This window comes from Bradyrhizobium sp. th-b2 (assembly GCF_000426785.1).
Classification (GTDB): domain Bacteria; phylum Pseudomonadota; class Alphaproteobacteria; order Rhizobiales; family Xanthobacteraceae; genus Bradyrhizobium; species Bradyrhizobium septentrionale.
In genome coordinates this window covers 80,425-99,659 of the sequence record NZ_AUGA01000003.1, presented here as the reverse complement: position 1 = coordinate 99,659, position 19,235 = coordinate 80,425, and the positions used below count along the sequence as shown (strand labels likewise).

The following is a 19,235-nucleotide window of genomic DNA, read 5'->3' as shown; positions in this document are numbered from 1 at the left end:
CCGATTGACATGATTTTTGTTTGATGCCTAAACTATATTCGGTCGTGCGGGATACCGCGGAAGGCCCGAGGAGACGAGCATGGCAGAACGCTCTTTCGCGCGCGAGGTCGAGGACCTCAAGCTCGGCGCCGGCCAGGAGTTCCGCGGCGAAGGCATCCTCGCCATCACCAAGGCCCTGCTCGAATGCGGCGTCAGCTATGTCGCGGGCTACCAGGGTGCGCCGATCTCGCATCTGATGGACGTGCTGTCGGACGCACAGGATATCCTGTCCGACCTCGGCGTGCATTTCGAATCCAGCGCCAGCGAAGCTACCGCGGCGGCGACGCTTGCCGCCTCGGTGATGTACCCCTTGCGCGGTGCGGTCACCTTCAAGGCGCCGGTCGGTATCAATGTCGCGTCCGACGCTCTCGCCAATCTCAGCTCGGGCGGCGTGACCGGCGGCGCGCTCATCATCATCGGCGAGGATTACGGCGAAGGCTCCTCCATCATGCAGGAGCGTTCACACGCCTTTGCGATGAAATCGCAGCTCTGGCTGGTCGATCCGCGGCCCGACGTGGCCTCGATCGTCAAGGCCGTGCGGGATTCCTTCGATCTGTCCGAGGCGTCGAACACGCCCGTGATGCTGGAGGTGCGGATTCGCGCCTGCCACGTCCATGGCCGCTTCGCCACCCGCGACAATGTCCGCCCAACCTTTCCGCTGTCCCGCGCGCTCGAGCAGCCGTCGCGCGATACCAACCGCATCGTGCTGCCGCCGGCCTCCTACCTGCACGAGAAGGAGAAGATCGAGAAGCGCTGGCCTGCAGCGGTCGAATTCATCCAGGCCCGCGGCATGAACGAGACGTTCAACGGCGATATCGATGACATCGGCATCATCATGCAAGGCGGTATGTATAACGGCGTGATCACGGCGCTGCGCGAGGCCGGGCTGGCGGATGTCTGGGGCGAAACGCGGGTGCCGCTCTATGTGATGAACGTGACCTACCCGATCGTCGACCGCGAGGTGATCGACTTCTGTCGCGGCAAGAAGGCCGTGCTGATGGTCGAGGAAGGCCAGCCCGAATTCATCGAGCAGGCGCTGCACAAGATCCTCCGCAATGCGGATATTCCAGCCAAACTGCATGGCAAGGACTTGCTGCCGATGGCCGGCGAATACACCGCGCAGGTGATGGGCCAGGCGATCGGCGCCTTCATCCGCCGCTGGCGCCCGGACGTGCTGCCGGATGCCGCACGCGCACCGAACATCGATCGGGTCGAGGTCGACGACAAGATCCGCGCGCTGGCAGATGTGGTCCCGCCGCGGCCGCCGGGCTTCTGCACCGGCTGCCCGGAGCGGCCGATTTTTTCCGCGATGAAGCTGGTGGAAAAGGAGCTCGGCCCGCATCATGTCGCCGCCGATATCGGCTGCCACCTGTTTTCGATTTTGCCGCCGTTCAACATCGGGGCCACCACGATGGGCTACGGGCTCGGACCGGCGTCGGCCTCGGCCTTCAATGTTCCCGCGGGGAAGCGCTCGATCTCGATGATGGGCGACGGCGGCTTCTGGCATAACGGGCTGAGCAGCGGGATCGGCAACGCCGTCTTCAACCAGCATGATGGCGTGATCGTCGTGGTCGACAACTACTACTCCGCCGCAACCGGCGGCCAGGACATCCCGTCCTCGCGCGCCGACAACCGTTCGCGCTCGACCAAGCATCCGATCGTCGAGGCGGTGAAGGGTGTCGGCGCCAAATGGGTACGCCAGATCGACCGCACCTACGACGTGACGCGGATGCGCGATACGCTGCGCGAGGCTCTGACCACGGAGGAGAAAGGGCCGAAGATCATCGTCGCCTCGTCCGAATGCATGCTGAACAAGCAGCGGCGCGTGAAGCCGCTGGCGGCCGCAGCCGCCAAACGCGGCGAGCGCATCGTGCGCGAGCGCTTCGGCGTCGACGAAGACGTCTGTTCCGGTGACCACGCCTGTATCCGTCTGTCCGGCTGTCCGTCGCTGTCGGTGAAGCCGACCGACGACCCGCTGAAGGATAATCCGGTCGCCGCCGTCGACAACTCCTGCGTCGGCTGCGGCCATTGCGGCGAAGTCGCGGACGCTGCCGTGTTGTGTCCCTCGTTCTATCGCGCCGACATCGTCTCCAATCCGACCGCGTCCGAAGTGCGGTTCGATCGGCTCTGGCGGCGGCTGATCGGCACCTTGCAGCGCTGGCGGGCGGCACGGCGGGTGACGTTCGAGCAGGAGGCGGCATGAACGTCTCGGTCGCCCCCCTCGCAGCCGGCCTCAGCCAGGCACGCCCGATCAGCGTCGCGGTGCTCGCGATGGGCGGCCAGGGCGGCGGCGTCCTGGTCGACTGGATCGTTGCGCTCGCCGAGCGGCGCGGCTGGTATGCGCAATCGACCTCGGTGCCCGGCGTCGCTCAGCGCACCGGTGCCACGATCTACTATATCGAGATGATCGCGCCCGACGCGAGCAAGCCAGACCGCCATCCCGTGCTGTCGCTGATGCCGGCGCCCGGCAAGGTCGACATCGTGATCGGCGCCGAATTGATGGAAGCCGGCCGCGCGATCCTGCGCGGACTGGTCTCGCCCGACCGCACGCTTCTGATCGGCTCCTCGCACCGCTCGCTCGCGGTTATCGAGAAAACCGCGCCCGGCGATGGCACGGCCGACGCGTCGCAGGTCTACGACGCAGCCAATGTCGCCGCCAATCGCTTCATTGCGTTCGACATGGCCGAGATTGCAGATACCACCGGTAGCGCGGTCTCCGCGGTGCTGTTCGGCGCCCTGGCGGGCTCCTCCGCCCTGCCCTTCACGACCGAGGATTTTGAAGCCACGATCCGGGCCGCAGGCGTCGGCGTCGATTCCAGCCTGCGCGCGTTTGCCGCCGGCCGTGAACGCGCAGCCGCCGAGCTCAAACAGGATCCAAAGACGAAGCCCGCGGCAAAGCCGCCGCTCGCCAAACGATTTCCGAAGCTCGAGCCGATCGGCCATGCCGGCTACGACGCGCTGGTCGCACGTGCCCGGCAGTTGCCGCCCGAATCGCACGGCATTGTCGCGGCCGGCCTGCAACGCGTGGTCGACTATCAGGATGTGGCCTATGGCGGCGAGTATCTCGATCGGCTGGAAGCCCTGCCGCGCGGTGCCAGCGGCCTGCTGCGGGCTTTCGCAAAGTATCTCGCGGTTGCGATGGCCTATGACGACGTCATCCGCGTCGCCGATCTGAAGACCCGCGCAGGAAGGTTCAAGCGGTTGCGCCGCGAGGTGCGCGCCGCTGACGACCAGGTTCTCGCGATCACCGAGTTCTTCCATCCGCGGACCGAGGAGATGGCAGGGCTGTTGCCGCCGCGGCTCGGCGCGAAGGTTGAGCGGAGCGAACGACTTGCCGGATTGATCGACCGTGGACGCAAGCTGCGCACAACCGCGCCGGCGTCCTTTCTGCTGCTGTACTGCCTTGCCGGCCTGCGTCGCTTCCGCCGCGGCAATCTGCGGCATTCCCGCGAGACGCGCCATCTCGACGGCTGGGCGCAGCGCGTCCAGAAATTCGCAGCACACGATGTCGCGCTCGCGACCGCCGTGTGCGAGGCGCGCCGTCTCGTCGGCGGCTATTCGGACACACATTCGCGCGGTGAGTCGAAATTCGACAAGGTCATGCTTGCGTCCGAGCGGCTGGCTGGCCGGCCCGACGCCGCCGAATGGGTACAGCGGCTGATCAAGGTCGCGCTGAAGGATGCCGATGGCACCGAGCTCGACGGCGCGTTGCGTACCGTCGAGACGCTGTTCGAGGACGCCTGAGGATGGATCAATTCGAAGTGGTGGTGTCGAAGACCGAAGCGCTCACGCCGCGCATCCGCGAGTTCGTGCTTGCGCGCACCAACGGCGCGCCGATGCCGGGCTGGGCCGCCGGCGCCCATATCGACGTTCATCTGCCCGATGTCGGCCGGCGCTCCTATTCACTGATCGAGACCAATTCGCCGCGCGCGGCCGAGCATCCGACCAGTTACCGCATTGCCGTCCTGCAGGAAAGCAAGAGTCACGGCGGCTCGCTGCAGATGCATGGTCTCAAGGCCGGTGATCGACTGACGATCTCGCCTCCGGCAAACAATTTTGCTCTCGCCTCCGGCGCCGGCGAAGTGGTCCTTGTCGCGGGCGGCATCGGCGTCACGCCGCTGCTCACCATGGCCTGCGAGCTGAGCGCGACGCAAAGGCCATTCTCGTTCTATTACGCCGGGCGCAGCCGCAGCGAACTTGCGTTCTCGGACGACATTCAGCGCCTCGCCTCCGCCAACGCAATCATCCACGCCGACGACGAAGCCGGCCGGTTCTTCGATCTCGAAGGCCTGATGACCCGGCTTGCACCCGATGTACCGCTCTATCTCTGCGGACCTCTGCCGATGATCGAATCGGCGATCGCGCTGGCGAAACAGCTGGATTGGCCGCCGGGCCGGCTGCATTTCGAAATATTTGCCGCGCCCGAGGAGAAGTCCGGCGACAGCAGTTTTGAGGTCGAGCTGAAAAGCAACGGTCGCATCTACGAAATTCCCGTCGGCAAGACCATCCTGGATGTGCTGCTCGAGGCCGGCGAAGACCCGTTGCATGACTGCAAGCGCGGCGATTGCGGAATCTGCCAGACCGCGGTGATCGAGGGCGTCCCGGACCATCGCGATTACATCCTGAGCGATGCCGAGAAGGCGTCGAACAAGGTGATGCAGATCTGTATTTCGCGCGCCAAGACCAAGCGACTCGTGCTCGATCTGTGATGGAGAGACCCATGTCCCGATACGCCGGCAACTCCGCGGCGATCCGTGCCCTGGTCCGTGACCAGGAGGTTCACCGCGATGTCTATGTCAGCGAGGAGGTGTTCCAGCTCGAGATGGAGCACATGTTCCCGAACAGCTGGGTCTATGTTGGCCACGACAGCCAGGTGCCCAATCCGGGCGACTATTACGGCACCACGATCGGCACCCAGCCGGTCCTGCTGGTCCGTCACACCGACGGCACGGTCCGGGTGCTGCACAATCGTTGTCCCCACAAGGGCACGCGCATCACGTCCGAGACCTGCGGCAATACTGGAAAGTTCTTCCGCTGCCCCTACCACGCCTGGAGTTTCAAGACCGACGGCTCGCTGCTCGCGATCCCCCTGAAGAAGGGTTACGAGAACACCGGCTTCGAACAGAGCGAGGCCGCGCGCGGCATGACGCCGGTGCGCCATGTCCGCAACTACCGAGGCTTCGTGTTCGCCAAGATCAATGACGGCGGGCTCGATTTCGAGGCGTTCTTCGGCGATAGCCTGTCGAGCTTCGACAACATGACCGATCGCTCGCCGGCCGGTCAGCTCAAGGTCGCCGGCGGTGTGCTGCGCTACATGCACAATTGCAATTGGAAGATGCTGGTCGAGAACCAGACCGACACCTGCCATCCCATGGTGGCGCACGAATCCTCCGCCGGAACCGTGGTCGAAGTCTGGAAAAAAGCCCCTCCCGGCACGAAGAAGCCGATGGCGGTCGAGATCATCGCTCCCTTCATGAGCCCATACGAGTTCTTCGAGAACATGGGCATCCGGATCTGGGACAATGGCCACGGTCACACCGGCGTGCACCATTCGATCCATTCGGACTATTCGGCAGTACCCGGATATTTCGAGAAGATGACGGCGACCTATGGCGAGGACCGCGCCAAGGCGATCCTGAACGAGAACCGGCACAACACGGTCTATTTCCCCAACATCATGATCAAGGGACCGATCCAGCTGTTGCGACAGTTCAAGCCGATCGCGGCCAACAAGACGCTGGTCGAGTCCTGGACGTTCCAGCTGGTCGACGCACCCGACATGCTGCTCGAGCGCACGCTGATGTACAACCGTCTCATCAATGCACCGACCTCCATCGTCGGCCACGACGACCTCGAAATGTATGAACGCGCGCAGGAAGGCCTGCATTCGAACGGCAATGAGTGGGTCAATCTGCAGCGTCTCTACAGTCCCGACGAAGCCGGGCAGACCAATGTGGCGATCAACGGGACCAGCGAATGGCCGATGCGCCACCAGTTCCGGGCGTGGACCAAGTTCATGACGATGGGGATGTGACATGAGCATGGTAGCCGAGGTCCCTCTCATGAGCGCCGCTCCCACCGATCAGGAGTTGATCGACTTCGTGGTCCGCGAGGCTCGGTTGATCGATCAGCAGCGCTTTGACGAGTGGCTCGATCTGTACGCCGATGACGCCTTCTACTGGATGCCGCTGGAATGGAATCAGACCGATCCGCGGCTGACCTGCTCGCTGATGTACGAGGACAAGCTGCTGCTGTCGATCCGGGTCGAGCGGCTCAAGGGCGCGCGGACCTTCAGCCAGAAGCCGAAAAGCCGCTGCCATCACGTGCTGCAGACCCCACAGGTCGATTCACGCGATGTCGCTGCCAACAGCTACGTCACCTGGACCCCGATGCACTATGTCGAGACCCGCTACGACGAGCAGACGCTCTATGCGGCCTGGGCCACGCATCGTCTGAGCGTCGAGAACGGCCGGCTGAAGATCAAGCTCAAGCGGGTCGACCTGATCAATTGCGATGCTGCCTTCGGCAACATCCAGCTCTTCATGTAGGGAACGATGAGCGTGGCCAACTACACGGCAATCGTAAGCGGTGGCAATACCGGCATCGGCGCCGCAATCGCGCGCGGCCTCCTCGCCGACGGCTACGACGTGATCTCGCTGTCGCGGCGAAAGCCCGACTGGAGCCATCCGAGGCTCGCCTCACACGAGGTCGATCTGCTCGATGGGACGGCGACACGCCAGGTGGCCGCGGACATCGCCGCGAAGGTTGCGATCACCCATGTCGTCCACAATGCGGGCGCGATCCGCGCCAAGCTGCTGGAAGAGGTCGAGGACGAGGACGTCGGCGCTTTGGCGCAGCTCCATTTCGGCGCCGGAATTGCGCTGGCGCAGGCAGCGCTGCCGAGCATGAAGCACGCGCGCTTTGGCCGCATCGTGCAGTTGTCGTCCCGCGCGGCGCTTGGGGCTGCCACCCGCACGGTCTATTCGGCCACCAAGGCCGGCATCATCGGCATGGCGCGGACATGGGCGCTGGAGCTCGCTCCGTTCGGCATCACGGTCAATGTCGTGGCACCGGGCCCAATCGCGGACACTGAAATGTTCGAGAGCGTGATGTCGCCGGAATCCGAACGCGCAAAAGCGCTGGCGCGGTCGATTCCTCTCGGCCGCCTTGGCAAGTCCACCGATGTTGCGCGCGCGGTCAGTTTCTTTAGTTCGCCGGATGCAGACTTCATCACCGGGCAGACGCTTTATGTCTGTGGCGGAGCCAGCATCGGGTCCCTTTCCATCTAGGTTCGGCGAGACGCAGCAATGGATGCCACGACCAAACGGAAGGTCAGATCCCCGAAGAGCGCGCGCCCGCCACCGCTGCAGCCGGTCGGGCCGGCACATGAGTCCGATGGCGCGCATCTCGAGCTGCGCATCTGGCTGCGGCTGCTCTCCTGCACCACCCGGATCGAAAAAACCCTGAATGCCCGGCTGCGCAAGGAGTTCAACACGACGCTGGCCCGCTTCGACCTTTTGGCGCAGCTCGAGCGCAAACCTGGAGGTGCGACCATGTCTGAGGTTTCGCAGCTCTTGATGGTTTCGAACGGCGCCATCACCGCGCTGGTGCAGAAGCTGGAAGCCGACGGCTTGATCCATCGCGAGGTCGATTCCGAAGATCGCCGTACCTTCCGCTTGCGTCTGTCGCAGGAAGGCGCAAGGGAATTCGGCCGGATGGCGCGACGGCATGAGGAATGGGTGATCGCCTTGATCGGGGAGCTCTCGCCCGTCGCGCAATCGGACCTGCTGCAGCACCTGACCCTGCTCAAGCGCCGCTTGGACAAGCACACCTGACGCGGACGCCACAAGCTATCGCCAATCTAACCGGGCCTGACGGCAACTTCGTCACACGGTTGTCGGTTACACGCTGACGTGCCGACTGCCTGTTTCCAGGGGACTTGCTGCGAGAGGCCGGCGCTCAAGGATGAAGTCAGCCCCCTTCTCCGCAATCATGATGGTTGGCGCGTTTGTGTTTCCCGAGACCAGTCGCGGCATGACGGACGCATCGATGACCCGCAGTCCTTCGACGCCGCGAACACGAAGACGATCGTCGACAACGGCCAGCGGATCCGACCCCATTTTGCATGTGCCGACCGGGTGATAGATGGTTTCGGAGGTTTGCCGGACGTAGAGGTCGATGTCCGCGTCCGACGCCGCGCCAGAACCCGGCGCATATTCTTGTCCGCGATAGGGGGCGAACGCATTCTGGGCGATGATCTCCCGGCCGATCCTGACGCCGTCGCGCATGTTGCGTACATCCTCCGGCGCTTCCAGATAATTCGGCTGGATCGAGGGATGCTGCAACGGATCGGCTGATTTGATCATGATGCTGCCGCGGCTCTCTGGGCGCGCGATGTTGAAGTAAGCCATGAAGCCGTGCTCATTTGTGATCTTGCGGCCATGGTCGCTGTACATCAGCAGAACGAAGAAATATTGCAGGTCGGGCGCGATGAGATCCGCTTTCGATTTGAGGAACGCCATCGCTTCCAGGCCGTGCGACGTCGCTGGGCCCGTTTTGGTCAGCACGTACTGGATGAAGGCTTTTGTGGCGCCCAATGGCTTGGTGTGCTTGAGAAACGAGATCGGCTGGGTGCACCGCTGCTTGACGCCGCAGGCGAGATGGTCCTGCAGATTTTGCCCGACCCCCTTGAGCTCGTGGACGACCTTTATCCCGAGCGACCGCAGATGGTCGCCATCGCCGATTCCCGACAATTGGAGCAGTTGCGGCGAGTTGATCGCGCCACCGGCCAGGATCACCTCACGTTCGGCCCTTAAGGTGTGAACCTGACCATTCCTGATGTACTCGACGCCAACCGCGCGACCACCCTCCACGAGCACGCGTGAGGCGAGCGCTTTCGTGATCACCTTGAGATTGGGGCGGTTAAGAACCGGATGCAGGTAGCAGCGCGCCGCACTGGCGCGTTGATTGTCGGCGATCGTGCTGTCGACCGGGCCGAAGCCTTCGAGTTCGGCACCGTTGAAATCATCCGTCGCGCGAAATCCCGCCTGCTTGCCCGCTTCAAACCACGCCTTGGTCAGCGGATGGGTTATTTCCGACAGCCGGCTCGTCCGCAACGGGCCGTCGCCGCCGTGATAATCGTCGGCGCCGGCCTGCCGCCCTTCCGACCGAATGAAATATGGCAGGCAATCGCTGTAGGACCAGCCGCGATTGCCGAGCTGAGCCCACAAATCGTAGTCGGAGGCGTGGCCGCGGATATAGACCATCCCGTTGATGGAGCTCGATCCTCCCAGCACCTTCCCGCGCGGCCAAAAAAGCACGCGGTTGTCCAGGTGCGGCTGCGGATCCGTATGGTAATGCCAGTCGACACTCCCGGACTTCATCAGGGCGAGATAGCCCGCCGGCATGTGGATGAAGGGATTGGTGTCCTTGCCGCCGGCCTCGAGCAGCACGACGTCATTGTTCGGATCTGCCGACAAACGGTTTGCCAACACGCATCCGGCCGATCCGGCGCCGACGATGACGTAGTCCACCATGTTTCCTCCGTCTTCTTGTCTGGACAGATTGGAGTCCGATCGGGCGAACTAGGCCCGCATCAGCGGGCGAGGCCTGACCTCGGCCGGGCCGTTGATGACCTTGCCCGTCTCGGGTTCGAAAAGGCGAACCCTGTCGAGGGCGGGCAGCAGACTGATCTCGTCGCCAGGCGACAATTCAATGCGCTCCTGCGTGATCGAACAGACTTCCTGCGCGCCTACCTCGGCATAGATGTGAATTTCAGGGCCCGTCGGCTCGACGACGGAGACCTTGGCGGGAAAGCCTGCACTGCCAGCGCCCGGCCGCAGATGCTCGGGCCGGATGCCGTATTTGACGATCTGACCGGCACTGACATTTGCATCCGAGGGCAACGGCAGCGTCACGCCGTTGGCGCGCAGCACCGGGCGTCCCGCCTCGGCGGCGACTTCGCCGGTCAGGATATTCATCGCCGGCGAACCGATGAACTCGGCGACGAACAGATTTGCGGGATGGTCATAGATCTCCAACGGCTTGCCGATCTGCTCGATATCGCCGTCGCGCAACACCACGATCGTATCGGCCATCGTCATGGCCTCGATCTGGTCATGGGTCACATAGATGGTGGTGGTCGCAAGCTTGTGGTGCAGTTCCTTAATCTCGGTTCGCATCTGCACGCGCAGCTTCGCGTCGAGATTCGACAGCGGCTCGTCGAACAGGAATACGGCTGGATCGCGCACGATGGCGCGACCCATCGCAACGCGCTGACGTTGGCCGCCGGACAGCTGTTTCGGCTGGCGGTCGAGATAGGGCGTCAGGTTGAGGATCGAAGCGGCCCACTCCACCTTGCGCCTGATTTCGGCCTTCGGAACCTTCTTGAGCTGCATCGAAAACGCCATGTTGTCGAACACGCTCAGGTGGGCATAGAGCGCGTAGTTCTGGAACACCATCGCGATGTCGCGATCCTTGGGATGCAGATCGTTGACCAGGACGTTGCCGATGCTGACCTGGCCCGACGTAATCGGCTCGAGCCCGGCGACCATCCGCAGCAATGTCGACTTTCCGCAACCGGAAGGTCCCAGAAGCACGACGAATTCGCCGTTGGCTATCGAGAGATCGATGCCGTGCAGCACCTCGAACTTGCCGTAGGATTTCCGCACATTGCTGATGGTGACCGATGCCATGGCTGCTTCTTCTCCTTACGCGCCCGTCCTGGCCGACAAGATTTGTTCCACGATTTCGACAAACCCTTCGCCGCCGCGCTTGCTGGCGATGAAGGCCGGCGTTGCGGCCATCGTCCCCTCGAAATCCCGCACATTGGCGACGCCGCAGGCGTAGGGGAAGAAGCCAAACATCGGCGCATCGTTCGGACTGTCGCCGCAGAACACGATGCGGTCCCTCGCCGCGTCGAGATCGAGCCCCAGCCTTTCGCGCAGAAAGATCCGGGTCATGGCCAGCTTGTCGTAGCTGCCGAACCATCCGTTGACGTGGATCGAGGAGACCTTGGCGATCCCGCCCGCGCTTTCGAACAGCCCGACGATCCTGTCGACCGCGGCGCGCGGCAGTGGCGGCACGTCCTCGCAGACATCGATCGCAAGATCCGCCTCGCGGTAGAGCTGGTCGGCCGAAATCGCAGCACCGGGCACTTCGGACAGAATTCGCTCGCCGAGCGCGAGCAACCTGCGCCGATTGGCGGCGCGCTCGGGCTCGCTTGCGATAAATTTGCGAACCATCTTCCGCGCCACCGGATCGTGCCGGAAATAGAACGCGCCGTTTTCGCCGATCACGCCGTCAACCGGCCAGAACCGCGCAATCATGTCGCACCAGCCGGCCGGCCGGCCGGTGACGGGAACGACGGCGAGGCCGGCGCCCTGGAGCTTTTCCAGCGCGGCATAGGAAGCCGCAGGGAGCTGGCCGTCGGTGGTCAGCGTATCGTCAATGTCGGTCAGGATGCAGACGATGCGGCGAGCGGTCTCCGCGGGAAAGCTTGCGATGGGCTTCACGACGGTGTGCCCTCCGCAAACGACGCAAGCCGGGCGTTCCAGTCAAGCAGCCGCGGCCAGAGGTCGGCATGGATGGCGCGCAATTCGGCGTAGCGTGCCACATTCTTCGGTTCAGGTCGGAATGCTCGTGCCGGCGGCCTCGTCATCGCCGAGGCGGCCTCGGCGATGGTGCCGTACCAGCCGGCGCCCTTGGCCGCCGCGATCGCCGCGCCGAGCGATGAGGCTTCCCGCGCGGTCGAGCGCGCAACCGGCCGGCCCGCGGCATCGGCCAAAATCTGCAGCCAGAGATCGCTGTCCGAACCGCCGCCAATCGCCGAGAACTGTCCGATCTCGCCGCCGGTCGCCGCTGCGATCTTCTCAGCCTGAGCGGCAACCTCCAGCGCGATGCCTTCGAGCAAGGCACGATAGATCGCACCGCGCCGGGTCGAGCCCGACAATCCGGCGATCACGCCGCGCGCATAGGGATCCCAATAGGGGGTCATGCAACCGAGCCAGTAAGGCAGCACCACGACGCCATCAGCCCCGATCGGACAGCTCGCTGCTTCGGCTTCGAGCGCCTTGAAGACATTCAGTTGCGCCGTCGCATCGATCCCGAACATCTCGCGCGCCATCCAGTCGACCAGGAACGTTCCGGTGCGGATACACTGCTCGTAGATGTAACCGTCGTCGCACACCGCCTTCTCGGTGCGGAAGGCGCGGTCATAGGCATAGTTGCGACCGTAGCTTCCCGAGACCACTGCGGTCCCGAGATTGATGTAGGCGCTGCCCGGAGACGTGACGCCGGCACCGGTGCTGGCGCACTGGCCATCGCCACCGCCGGCAACGACCGGCGTTCCAGCCGAAAGGCCGGTGAATGCCGCGGCCGCATGCGTGACCTCCCCCATCCGCGCGCCCGGCGGCATCAGCGCCGGCAACTTCTCGATCGCAATGCCGGCGGCGTCGAGAATCTCGGCTGACCAAACGTTGCGCGTCATATCGAGCAGCCCGGTCGGATCGGCCGAGGCCGTCGACGTCCGCCATCGACCGGTCAGGCAATGCGTCAGATAGCCGTGGACTTCGGCAAAGCGCGCGGCGCGCGCGAAGATCTCCGGCTCGTGCTCCGCCATCCAGATGATGCGGTAGAGGCAGGGCAGCACGTCAAGGGGCTTGCCGGAAATGGCATGAACGCGCTCGGCTCCGAACGATTTGCCGAAGCGCACAACCTGAGGCCGAGCCCGTTCGTCGAGCCAAGTCATGCCGGGCCTGATTGCGGTCCCCTCCTCCGTGAATGCACTGAAAGTTTCGCGTTGATTGGAAATCGCAACCGCAGCGATCCGCTCGGCACCGACCTGGTCGGTGATGCTGCGCAAGGCAGCCGCGGTCGAATCCCACCACTCGTCCGGGTTCTGTTCGAAGTATCCCGGCTGCGGATTGGCAAGGCCGATCGCCTTGCGCCCTTCGGCCAATGCACGTCCGCTGCGATCCCAGGCGATCGCCTTGGTCGCCGAGGTCGAACTGTCGATGCCGATCACCAGATCTCTGGACATGCCATCTCAATTCAATTGGCGCGGAGGCGACCAAGGCCGCCTCCGCAAAGTCTAGCTCCGCGGGACCCAGAGCATTCCGGTTCTGGTTGGATCAGAATCGAAGCTCTGGATCGTTGTTTTGACGCGTCTTCTTCACACCAACCGGGTGTCCGCTTCGCTCGAAAGCGCTCTAGAGCAGACCAGCATCCTTGACCTGGGCGTCGATCTGCTTCGCGAGCGCGTCCATGCACTTCTTGGGATCGCCACCATAGGCCTGGCCCGTCAGCAGCTTGCCGAGTTCGGTTGGAATCTCGTTGGTCGACAGACCCGCCCACAACGCCATGTGCGGCTCGGTCGCCATCGCGTTGTCGATCACCCACTTCACGGTCTCCAGATGCCGCGTGGTGCCCGCGCCGACCTTGGCCTTGGCCTTGACGCGCGGATCGGCGAACGATGAGTTGCGCATCGGAGCGAAGCCGCCGAGCAGCGTGCAGCGTGTCATGATCTCCTTGCAGCAACCCCACTGCATGAAGATCCACGCGGCCTCCTTGTTCTTGGAGTATTTCGACAGCGAGATGCACGAGCCGCCCTGATGGCCGAGGTTCGGCTGCTCGTTGAAGCCGGCTTCGGAGGCCGGGCGCAGCTTCTTGGCGGTCAGCGGCTTGGCAGGCTCCCACAGGCCCTTGACCTTGGAGTCGTCGGCATCGAGGCCGGGGAAGAACTCATCCCAGCTCTGCGCCAGCGCGATCTGGCCCGAATGCATCATCTCGAACTGGCCGTCCCAGGTCGATGCCGTCGAATTCGGCGGCGAGACCTTCAACAGGTCCTGGTACCATTTCAGGCCGGCAATGCCCTGCTCGTCGTTACCGGAGAATTTCTTGCTCTTGTTGAAAATCGAGCCGCCATGGCCCCACACCGCCTGGCTCCAGTCGCACTCCAGCGAATAGTGCCCGGATTTGGCCTGCAGGCCGGTTCCGAAGATGCCGTTGCCCTTCTCGGCCTCGGTGATTTGCCTGGCGGCGGCGAGGTAGTCCTCGTAGGTGGTCGGCACCGCGATCTTGTGCTTCTCCAGGATGTCCTTGCGGTACATCAGCGTGAAGATCGGAATGTCGAAGGGAATGCCCATCCATTGTCCGTCGACCTGGGCGACATTCTTGACGAGCGGCTTGGAGAAATCGTCCCAATCGAAATCGGGCATCGCCAGTTCCGGCTTGTCCTTGTAGTAGGCGACCGGATCGATGCAATCGGGCTGGAACATCGATATCCAGGATTGATCGAGGTAGTAGAGGTCGTACGAACCGAGCTGGCCCTGCACGTCCTGCGTCGCCTTGGCGAGCACCTGCTCCAGCGGCACGATCTCGACCTCGACCTCGATACCGGTCGGATCGGTGAACTCCTTCTTGATCTGGTTGAGGATCACCGAGGGCGGCGTCGATTCCGTCGAATAACGGATCTTGGCGCCCTTGAACTTGCTGCCGACCTCCTTCAGCCATTTGGCCTGGTTGTCCGGCAAGCCGTCGGCATAGGCCGGGGTTCCGAGCAGACTGCCCTTGCGCAGGCCGCGCGGGCTACCGAGCATGCCGAGGCTGAAGGCCGAGAATCCGACACCGGCCAGTCCCAGCTTGCGCAGAAATTCGCGTTTCGAGATTTGCCCGTTGGTATAGGCGTTCGCGGTGTCGACAATGAACGTCTGCTGGTCGAATTTCTTGAAACTCATTGCACTCCTCCCGATGTTTTGTTGACTTTCTGGTCTCGCTCCGCGCGCCTACTCCTTGAGAGACCCGAGGGTCAGGCCGCGGACAAGCTGCTTCTGGACGAGCAGGATGAAGATGAAGCTCGGGATCACGGCTGTCGTGCCGAGAGCCGCGATGAATCCCCATTCCGAGCCTGTCGAGGTGACGAAGGTCGTGATCCTGACCGGCAATGTTCGTATCGAATTGGTCAGGAACAGCGACATCAGGAATTCCGTCCACGAGAAGATGAAACAGAGGACGGCGGTGGCTGCGACGCCGCCCTTGACCATCGGCAGGACAACGCGCCAGAAGATCTGCAATCGCGTGGCGCCATCGATCATGGCGGCTTCATCGACGTCGACGGGAACGTCATCGTAGAATGACTTCATCAGCAGCACGGCGATCGGCAGGTTGATCAGCGTATCCACGATGATCAGGCCAAGCCGGGTGTCGAGCAGCGACAGATAGTGGAACATGAAGACGACCGGCACGATGATCGCGATCGGCGGCATGAAGCGCTGCGACAGGATCCAGTTCAGATAGGCCTGCCGCCCGCGAAAGCGCATCCGCGACAGTGCGTAGGCCGCAATGACCGCCAGCAGCAGCGTCAGCGCGGTCGCTCCCACCGCGATGATCAGCGAGTCGATGATGGTTTGGCGGCTGTCATACGAACTCGCACCCCCGACCCCGAACGTGTTGCCGGAATCGATGGCCAGTTCAGCGCGCGATTTGCCGAGCATCGTGACGGCATAATTGACGAGCGTCGGCTTGAAATTGAACCAGACGATCTCGTCCTTGTTGAAGATCGCCGACGTGGGCTTGAACGACGTCAGCGCCCACCAGAACAGCGGGAACATGAACATGCCGACCACGAGCACGGCGGCCACATCGCGCAAACGCTTCTGGAGGAATGTTTCCTGCATCAGAACCGCACCTTGAACAGCTTGATGAAGATGCTCGAGGTGACGATCACCAGCAGCAGCGTAAACAGCGAGATCGTCGAGGCGTAGGGAAAGTCGGCGTTCTTGAAATAGATGGTGCCGGCGTAGGACGTCAGCGTCTCGGTCGAGGTGCCGGGCCCGCTGTCCGTCATCACCTTCACGTAGTCGTAGATCCGGAACAGGTCGACGCCGCGGATCAGGACGGCCAACGCGATGATCCTGGAGAGCATCGGCAGGGTCAGGCGGAAGAAGGCTTGACTCGCCGTCGCTCCGTCGATGGCGGCAGCCTCGAAGGGTTCCTTCGGCAAGGCGCGCAGCCCGGCGAGCATGATCAACACCATGAACGGCGTCCACTGCCAGATATCGGCCAGCAGGACGCCGGCCAGTGCAGAACCGCTGGAGGCGAGGATCGGATGTTGCGGCGACCACAGCCCCAGCGAAACGAGGCCCGTGCTCAATACGCCGAACGATCCGTCCAGCATCAGGAGGAACATCATGCCGGTGACGGCAGGCGGCACCACCAGCGGCAGCGTCATCAGCGCGCGCAGCAGCCCATACCCCCTGCGGTCGCTGTCGAGCAGCAATGCGATGGCAAGGCCAAGACCCAGTTCGATCAGCAGGGCGCTGATCGTGTACAGATAGGTGTGACCGATGGCGCCCCATACCCGTTCATCGGCGAACAGCTTTCCCCAGTTCCAGGTCGGGTTGAAGACATTCAGACGGGTGACCGGGTTGCGCTTGAAGAACGTCAGCCAGAGCGCATAGAGCAGCGGATAGACCCCGAACGCCAGGATCAATGCGGTGATCGGCGCCAGCCAGGGAAACGGGTGTTCCGAGGTCAGAAATCGCGGCCAAACCCGGCGACGCTCCGTGCCGGACACCGGCACGTCAACGGCCAGACTTGGCACCTGCTGCGAAACCATTGACGTTTCCTCGTGCATCGCTTTTTTCTCGGCGCCGGGCTCTGCGGCCCAGTTCGCTGTGTTGGATCAGGGCCGGCGTGATACTCCGGCTCGGTGAGACCGGGCCGCACGCGGCACCAGCGTTCTCGCCGTTGCCACGTCCGTCACCAATATCGTCGCGTAGTTGTTATTGAGCGCCGCGTAGACCGCGTCGATCTTGTCGGTGCCGCCGGCAATGCAGATTCGTTCCGGCACCTTGGCAATCTCGTCCAGCGTGAGGCCGATCATTTGATTGTCGAGCGCGCCCAACAGCGGCTTGCCGTCCCGGTCGATGAAACGTCCGCTCACCACGCCGACCGCGCCGCGCGCGAGATACGGCTCGATCTTCTCCGGCGTCATGTATCCGCTGCGCATCGCGGTGCCCGCGTCATCCACACTGCAGACGCCGAACAGCACCTTGTTGCTCGAGTGGATGATCTTGAAGGTCTCGACCAGCGCCGGCTCCTGCATGAACAGGCGCTTGATCTGCGCGGTGGAGACGATGCCAGGGGCGTGCAGATTGACGCATCGCGCGCCGAGCTTGTTGGCGATGTTGGAGGTGCACAGTTCCGGCGAGAATTCCGTCGTCCCGATCGAGCAGCCAGTGATCTGGGTAACAGTCACTCCAGGCAGCTTCATCTCGGGCAACGCTGCCGACAAGGCCTGCACCGTGCGCCCCCAGGAAACGCCGAGCACATCGTCGGGCTGCAAACGCTCGATCAGCAACCGCGCGGCGGCCATGCCGATCCGCTCGTGCACCGGCAGCCGGCCTCCATCATCAGGCACGACGAGGCAGTTGGACAAGCCGTAAGCGTCGGCCACTTCGCGTGCGAGACCGATGGTCTGCAAGTGCCGTGACGAGACCGCGATGGTGACGATGTTGCGGTCGCGGGCCTCCTGCAGGAAGTTCACCACCGACGCGCGCGAGACGCCGAGCTGATCGGCGACCTCCTCCTGCGTCATGCCCTCCTCGTAGTAGAGCCAGGCCGCCCACACGACCGGATCACTGTCGAACTCTGCAGGAATCGACAACGCGCGACGCTTGATGCGCGGCGGTGTCACTTTGCGTTGCAGCGTCCTGGTCATCGGCGATCGCGGCCTCAGTGTCGGATACACAAAATGCACATCGAGTTGACAATTGTCAATTGGCTCGATTAATTGCCAATTAGTTTTGTCGAATGTCACGGCCGGTGCTGCGGTGCCGAAGCGTTGTGCGGGATTTTCTCGATGTCGAAGCAGAACTGGACCGCGCTGATCGACGATTTGGTGGCTGGCCGCTGGACCAATCCGCTGACCGGCGCCCGCGTGAAGGTGCCCTACGACTCCATCGTGATTGAAGACAGTCTCGAGGGCCGCGAGGCCGAGCTGGTTGCGTCCCTGAAGCTGGGGCACAGCCTTGCTCTGGTCGCCGATCAGGCGACCTACGACGCGTTGGGCGCGCGGATTGCAAGGGCACTGCGCGAGATCGGCCCCGTCGAGGCCATTGTTCTCGATCGTCCGCACGCCGACATGGCCGAGGTTCGTAATCTGACCGAGAAGCTGCGCGGATTCGATTCCGTCGTCGCCGTCGGCTCAGGTACCGTCAACGACCTCTGCAAGTATGTCACCGGCCTCGACGGGCGGCGCTATTGCGTGTTCGCAACCGCCGCTTCGATGAACGGGTATACCTCTTCCACCGCCTCGCTCACCCTCGACAGCGGCCTGAAGGTGTCGCTGCCTTCGCACACACCTGCCGGCTTCTTCGTCGATCTCAAGGTGTCCGCCGCGGCGCCGCCCTATCTCGCCGCCTCCGGTTTCGCCGACTGCCTCGCCCGCTCGGTAGCCCAAAGCGACTGGTGGATGTCGCACCGGCTGTTGGGCACGGCGTATTTTCAAGAGCCTTACACGATCCAGGCCGTCGACGAGGTCGAGCTCAACAAGCGCGCCGCGAATCTGCCCAAGGGCGATATCGAGGCGATGGGGTATCTCTATCGGGTGCTAACCCTGTGCGGACTGGGCATCTCGTTCACCGGCATCTCGCACCATGGTTCGATGGGTGAACACCAGATCTCGCATTACATCGACTGCTTCGCGGGAGCGCGGCATCCGGGCAGCCTGCACGGCCAGCAAGTCGGCATCGCGTCGCTGAGCATGGCGCGCCTGCAGCAGTACATGCTTGCCAGCGATCAGCCGCCTTCCGTTCACGCCACCCCTATCGACGCCGCCGGCATGGCCCGCCGCTTTGGCGATGAAGTCGCATCGCAATGCCTGGCGGAGCTGAAGAAAAAGGCTTTCGACCGCGACGGCGCCATCGCATTCAATCGCAAGCTCGACGACACATGGCCTGACTTGCGGCGCGAGCTGGCCGGGTTCGCGATTCCGGTCGGCGAGATGAAGCGCCTGCTGTCGGCTGCGGGCGGCGCCACGACGGCGACCGAACTGGCTGTGCCCGTCGATCTCTACCGCGAGGCCATCGTGCATTGCCGCGAGATGCGCAACCGCTTTTCGTTCCTCGACATTGCCGCAGACGCCGGCACGCTGGAGGCGTTTGCGCAAGGCGAACTTTGAGAGGGAGGCCTGTGAC

The 19,235-nt window shown here is 63.4% G+C and carries 16 protein-coding genes; 8 read left to right on the top strand and 8 right to left on the bottom strand.

The features are described 5' to 3' along the window. Positions 1-79: 79 nt before the first annotated feature. From K359_RS0105650 to K359_RS0105620, 7 genes are read left to right on the top strand one after another with little or no spacing between them, the layout of a single operon-like run. On the top strand, positions 80-2,242 hold the full coding sequence (locus K359_RS0105650; protein ID WP_029078470.1) for an indolepyruvate ferredoxin oxidoreductase subunit alpha: 2,163 nt from the start codon (positions 80-82) through the stop codon (positions 2,240-2,242). Continuing rightward, positions 2,239-3,783 carry an indolepyruvate oxidoreductase subunit beta family protein gene (locus tag K359_RS0105645; protein ID WP_029078469.1) on the top strand — a complete coding sequence of 515 codons (1,545 nt, stop codon included), beginning with the start codon at positions 2,239-2,241 and terminating at the stop codon, positions 3,781-3,783. Before K359_RS0105650 ends, K359_RS0105645 begins: the two co-directional genes overlap by 4 nt. Before the next feature lie 2 nt (positions 3,784-3,785). Then, positions 3,786-4,748, top strand: coding sequence for a PDR/VanB family oxidoreductase (locus K359_RS0105640; protein ID WP_029078468.1), 963 nt, complete (start codon positions 3,786-3,788; stop codon positions 4,746-4,748). Between the two features lie 11 nt (positions 4,749-4,759). Further along, positions 4,760-6,073 carry an aromatic ring-hydroxylating dioxygenase subunit alpha gene (locus tag K359_RS0105635; RefSeq protein WP_029078467.1) on the top strand — a complete coding sequence of 438 codons (1,314 nt, stop codon included), beginning with the start codon at positions 4,760-4,762 and terminating at the stop codon, positions 6,071-6,073. Positions 6,074-6,101: 28 nt separating this feature from the next. After that, positions 6,102-6,587: an aromatic-ring-hydroxylating dioxygenase subunit beta gene (locus tag K359_RS0105630; protein ID WP_029078466.1), complete on the top strand. Its 486-nt coding sequence runs from the start codon at positions 6,102-6,104 to the stop codon at positions 6,585-6,587. 12 nt (positions 6,588-6,599) lie between these two features. Next, a complete protein-coding gene (locus K359_RS0105625; protein ID WP_371261131.1) occupies positions 6,600-7,328 on the top strand; it encodes an SDR family NAD(P)-dependent oxidoreductase in 729 nt (242 codons plus the stop codon). Positions 7,329-7,346: 18 nt separating this feature from the next. Beyond that, on the top strand, positions 7,347-7,874 hold the full coding sequence (locus K359_RS0105620; RefSeq protein WP_063618910.1) for a MarR family winged helix-turn-helix transcriptional regulator: 528 nt from the start codon (positions 7,347-7,349) through the stop codon (positions 7,872-7,874). A gap of 66 nt (positions 7,875-7,940) precedes the next feature. Here K359_RS0105620 and K359_RS51215 read toward each other — a convergent pair whose 3' ends face one another. The 8 genes from K359_RS51215 to K359_RS51200 form a co-directional block, all read right to left on the bottom strand. Further along, the gene (locus K359_RS51215; protein WP_035976192.1) at positions 7,941-9,575 is read right to left on the bottom strand and encodes a choline dehydrogenase; all 1,635 of its coding nucleotides are present in this window, start codon (positions 9,573-9,575) and stop codon (positions 7,941-7,943) included. A gap of 48 nt (positions 9,576-9,623) precedes the next feature. After that, positions 9,624-10,733 carry an ABC transporter ATP-binding protein gene (locus K359_RS51210; protein WP_051346016.1) on the bottom strand — a complete coding sequence of 370 codons (1,110 nt, stop codon included), beginning with the start codon at positions 10,731-10,733 and terminating at the stop codon, positions 9,624-9,626. 15 nt (positions 10,734-10,748) lie between these two features. Further along, positions 10,749-11,552, bottom strand: a complete 804-nt coding sequence (locus K359_RS0105605) for an HAD hydrolase family protein (protein WP_029078463.1) — start codon at positions 11,550-11,552, stop codon at positions 10,749-10,751. After that, positions 11,549-13,078 (bottom strand): FGGY-family carbohydrate kinase, encoded by a 1,530-nt coding sequence (locus K359_RS51205; protein WP_035976190.1) that lies wholly within the window; start codon positions 13,076-13,078, stop codon positions 11,549-11,551. Before K359_RS51205 ends, K359_RS0105605 begins: the two co-directional genes overlap by 4 nt. A 169-nt stretch (positions 13,079-13,247) precedes the next feature. Next, on the bottom strand, positions 13,248-14,774 hold the full coding sequence (locus K359_RS0105595; protein ID WP_035976188.1) for an ABC transporter substrate-binding protein: 1,527 nt from the start codon (positions 14,772-14,774) through the stop codon (positions 13,248-13,250). A 48-nt stretch (positions 14,775-14,822) separates the two neighbouring features. Then, positions 14,823-15,713: a carbohydrate ABC transporter permease gene (locus K359_RS0105590; RefSeq protein ID WP_029078461.1), complete on the bottom strand. Its 891-nt coding sequence runs from the start codon at positions 15,711-15,713 to the stop codon at positions 14,823-14,825. Beyond that, a complete protein-coding gene (locus K359_RS0105585; RefSeq protein WP_084518305.1) occupies positions 15,713-16,654 on the bottom strand; it encodes a carbohydrate ABC transporter permease in 942 nt (313 codons plus the stop codon). Before K359_RS0105585 ends, K359_RS0105590 begins: the two co-directional genes overlap by 1 nt. A gap of 66 nt (positions 16,655-16,720) precedes the next feature. Continuing rightward, positions 16,721-17,758, bottom strand: a complete 1,038-nt coding sequence (locus K359_RS51200) for a sugar-binding transcriptional regulator (RefSeq protein ID WP_051346015.1) — start codon at positions 17,756-17,758, stop codon at positions 16,721-16,723. A gap of 141 nt (positions 17,759-17,899) precedes the next feature. On the opposite strand from K359_RS51200, the gene K359_RS0105575 reads away from it, so the two are divergent. After that, positions 17,900-19,219 carry an iron-containing alcohol dehydrogenase gene (locus tag K359_RS0105575; protein ID WP_051346014.1) on the top strand — a complete coding sequence of 440 codons (1,320 nt, stop codon included), beginning with the start codon at positions 17,900-17,902 and terminating at the stop codon, positions 19,217-19,219. Positions 19,220-19,235: the final 16 nt, after the last annotated feature.

What these genes read in the sequence shown, in the direction of transcription:
- K359_RS0105650 (WP_029078470.1), top strand. Translation starts at nt 80, where the DNA reads ATGGCAGAACGCTCTTTCGCGCGCGAGGTCGAGGACCTCAAGCTCGGC.
- K359_RS0105645 (WP_029078469.1), top strand. Translation starts at nt 2,239, where the DNA reads ATGAACGTCTCGGTCGCCCCCCTCGCAGCCGGCCTCAGCCAGGCACGC.
- K359_RS0105640 (WP_029078468.1), top strand. Translation starts at nt 3,786, where the DNA reads ATGGATCAATTCGAAGTGGTGGTGTCGAAGACCGAAGCGCTCACGCCG.
- K359_RS0105635 (WP_029078467.1), top strand. Translation starts at nt 4,760, where the DNA reads ATGTCCCGATACGCCGGCAACTCCGCGGCGATCCGTGCCCTGGTCCGT.
- K359_RS0105630 (WP_029078466.1), top strand. Translation starts at nt 6,102, where the DNA reads ATGAGCGCCGCTCCCACCGATCAGGAGTTGATCGACTTCGTGGTCCGC.
- K359_RS0105620 (WP_063618910.1), top strand. Translation starts at nt 7,347, where the DNA reads ATGGATGCCACGACCAAACGGAAGGTCAGATCCCCGAAGAGCGCGCGC.
- K359_RS51215 (WP_035976192.1), bottom strand. Translation starts at nt 9,575, where the DNA reads ATGGTGGACTACGTCATCGTCGGCGCCGGATCGGCCGGATGCGTGTTG.
- K359_RS51210 (WP_051346016.1), bottom strand. Translation starts at nt 10,733, where the DNA reads ATGGCATCGGTCACCATCAGCAATGTGCGGAAATCCTACGGCAAGTTC.
- K359_RS51205 (WP_035976190.1), bottom strand. Translation starts at nt 13,078, where the DNA reads ATGTCCAGAGATCTGGTGATCGGCATCGACAGTTCGACCTCGGCGACC.
- K359_RS0105595 (WP_035976188.1), bottom strand. Translation starts at nt 14,774, where the DNA reads ATGAGTTTCAAGAAATTCGACCAGCAGACGTTCATTGTCGACACCGCG.
- K359_RS0105590 (WP_029078461.1), bottom strand. Translation starts at nt 15,713, where the DNA reads ATGCAGGAAACATTCCTCCAGAAGCGTTTGCGCGATGTGGCCGCCGTG.
- K359_RS0105585 (WP_084518305.1), bottom strand. Translation starts at nt 16,654, where the DNA reads ATGGTTTCGCAGCAGGTGCCAAGTCTGGCCGTTGACGTGCCGGTGTCC.
- K359_RS51200 (WP_051346015.1), bottom strand. Translation starts at nt 17,758, where the DNA reads ATGACCAGGACGCTGCAACGCAAAGTGACACCGCCGCGCATCAAGCGT.
- K359_RS0105575 (WP_051346014.1), top strand. Translation starts at nt 17,900, where the DNA reads ATGTCGAAGCAGAACTGGACCGCGCTGATCGACGATTTGGTGGCTGGC.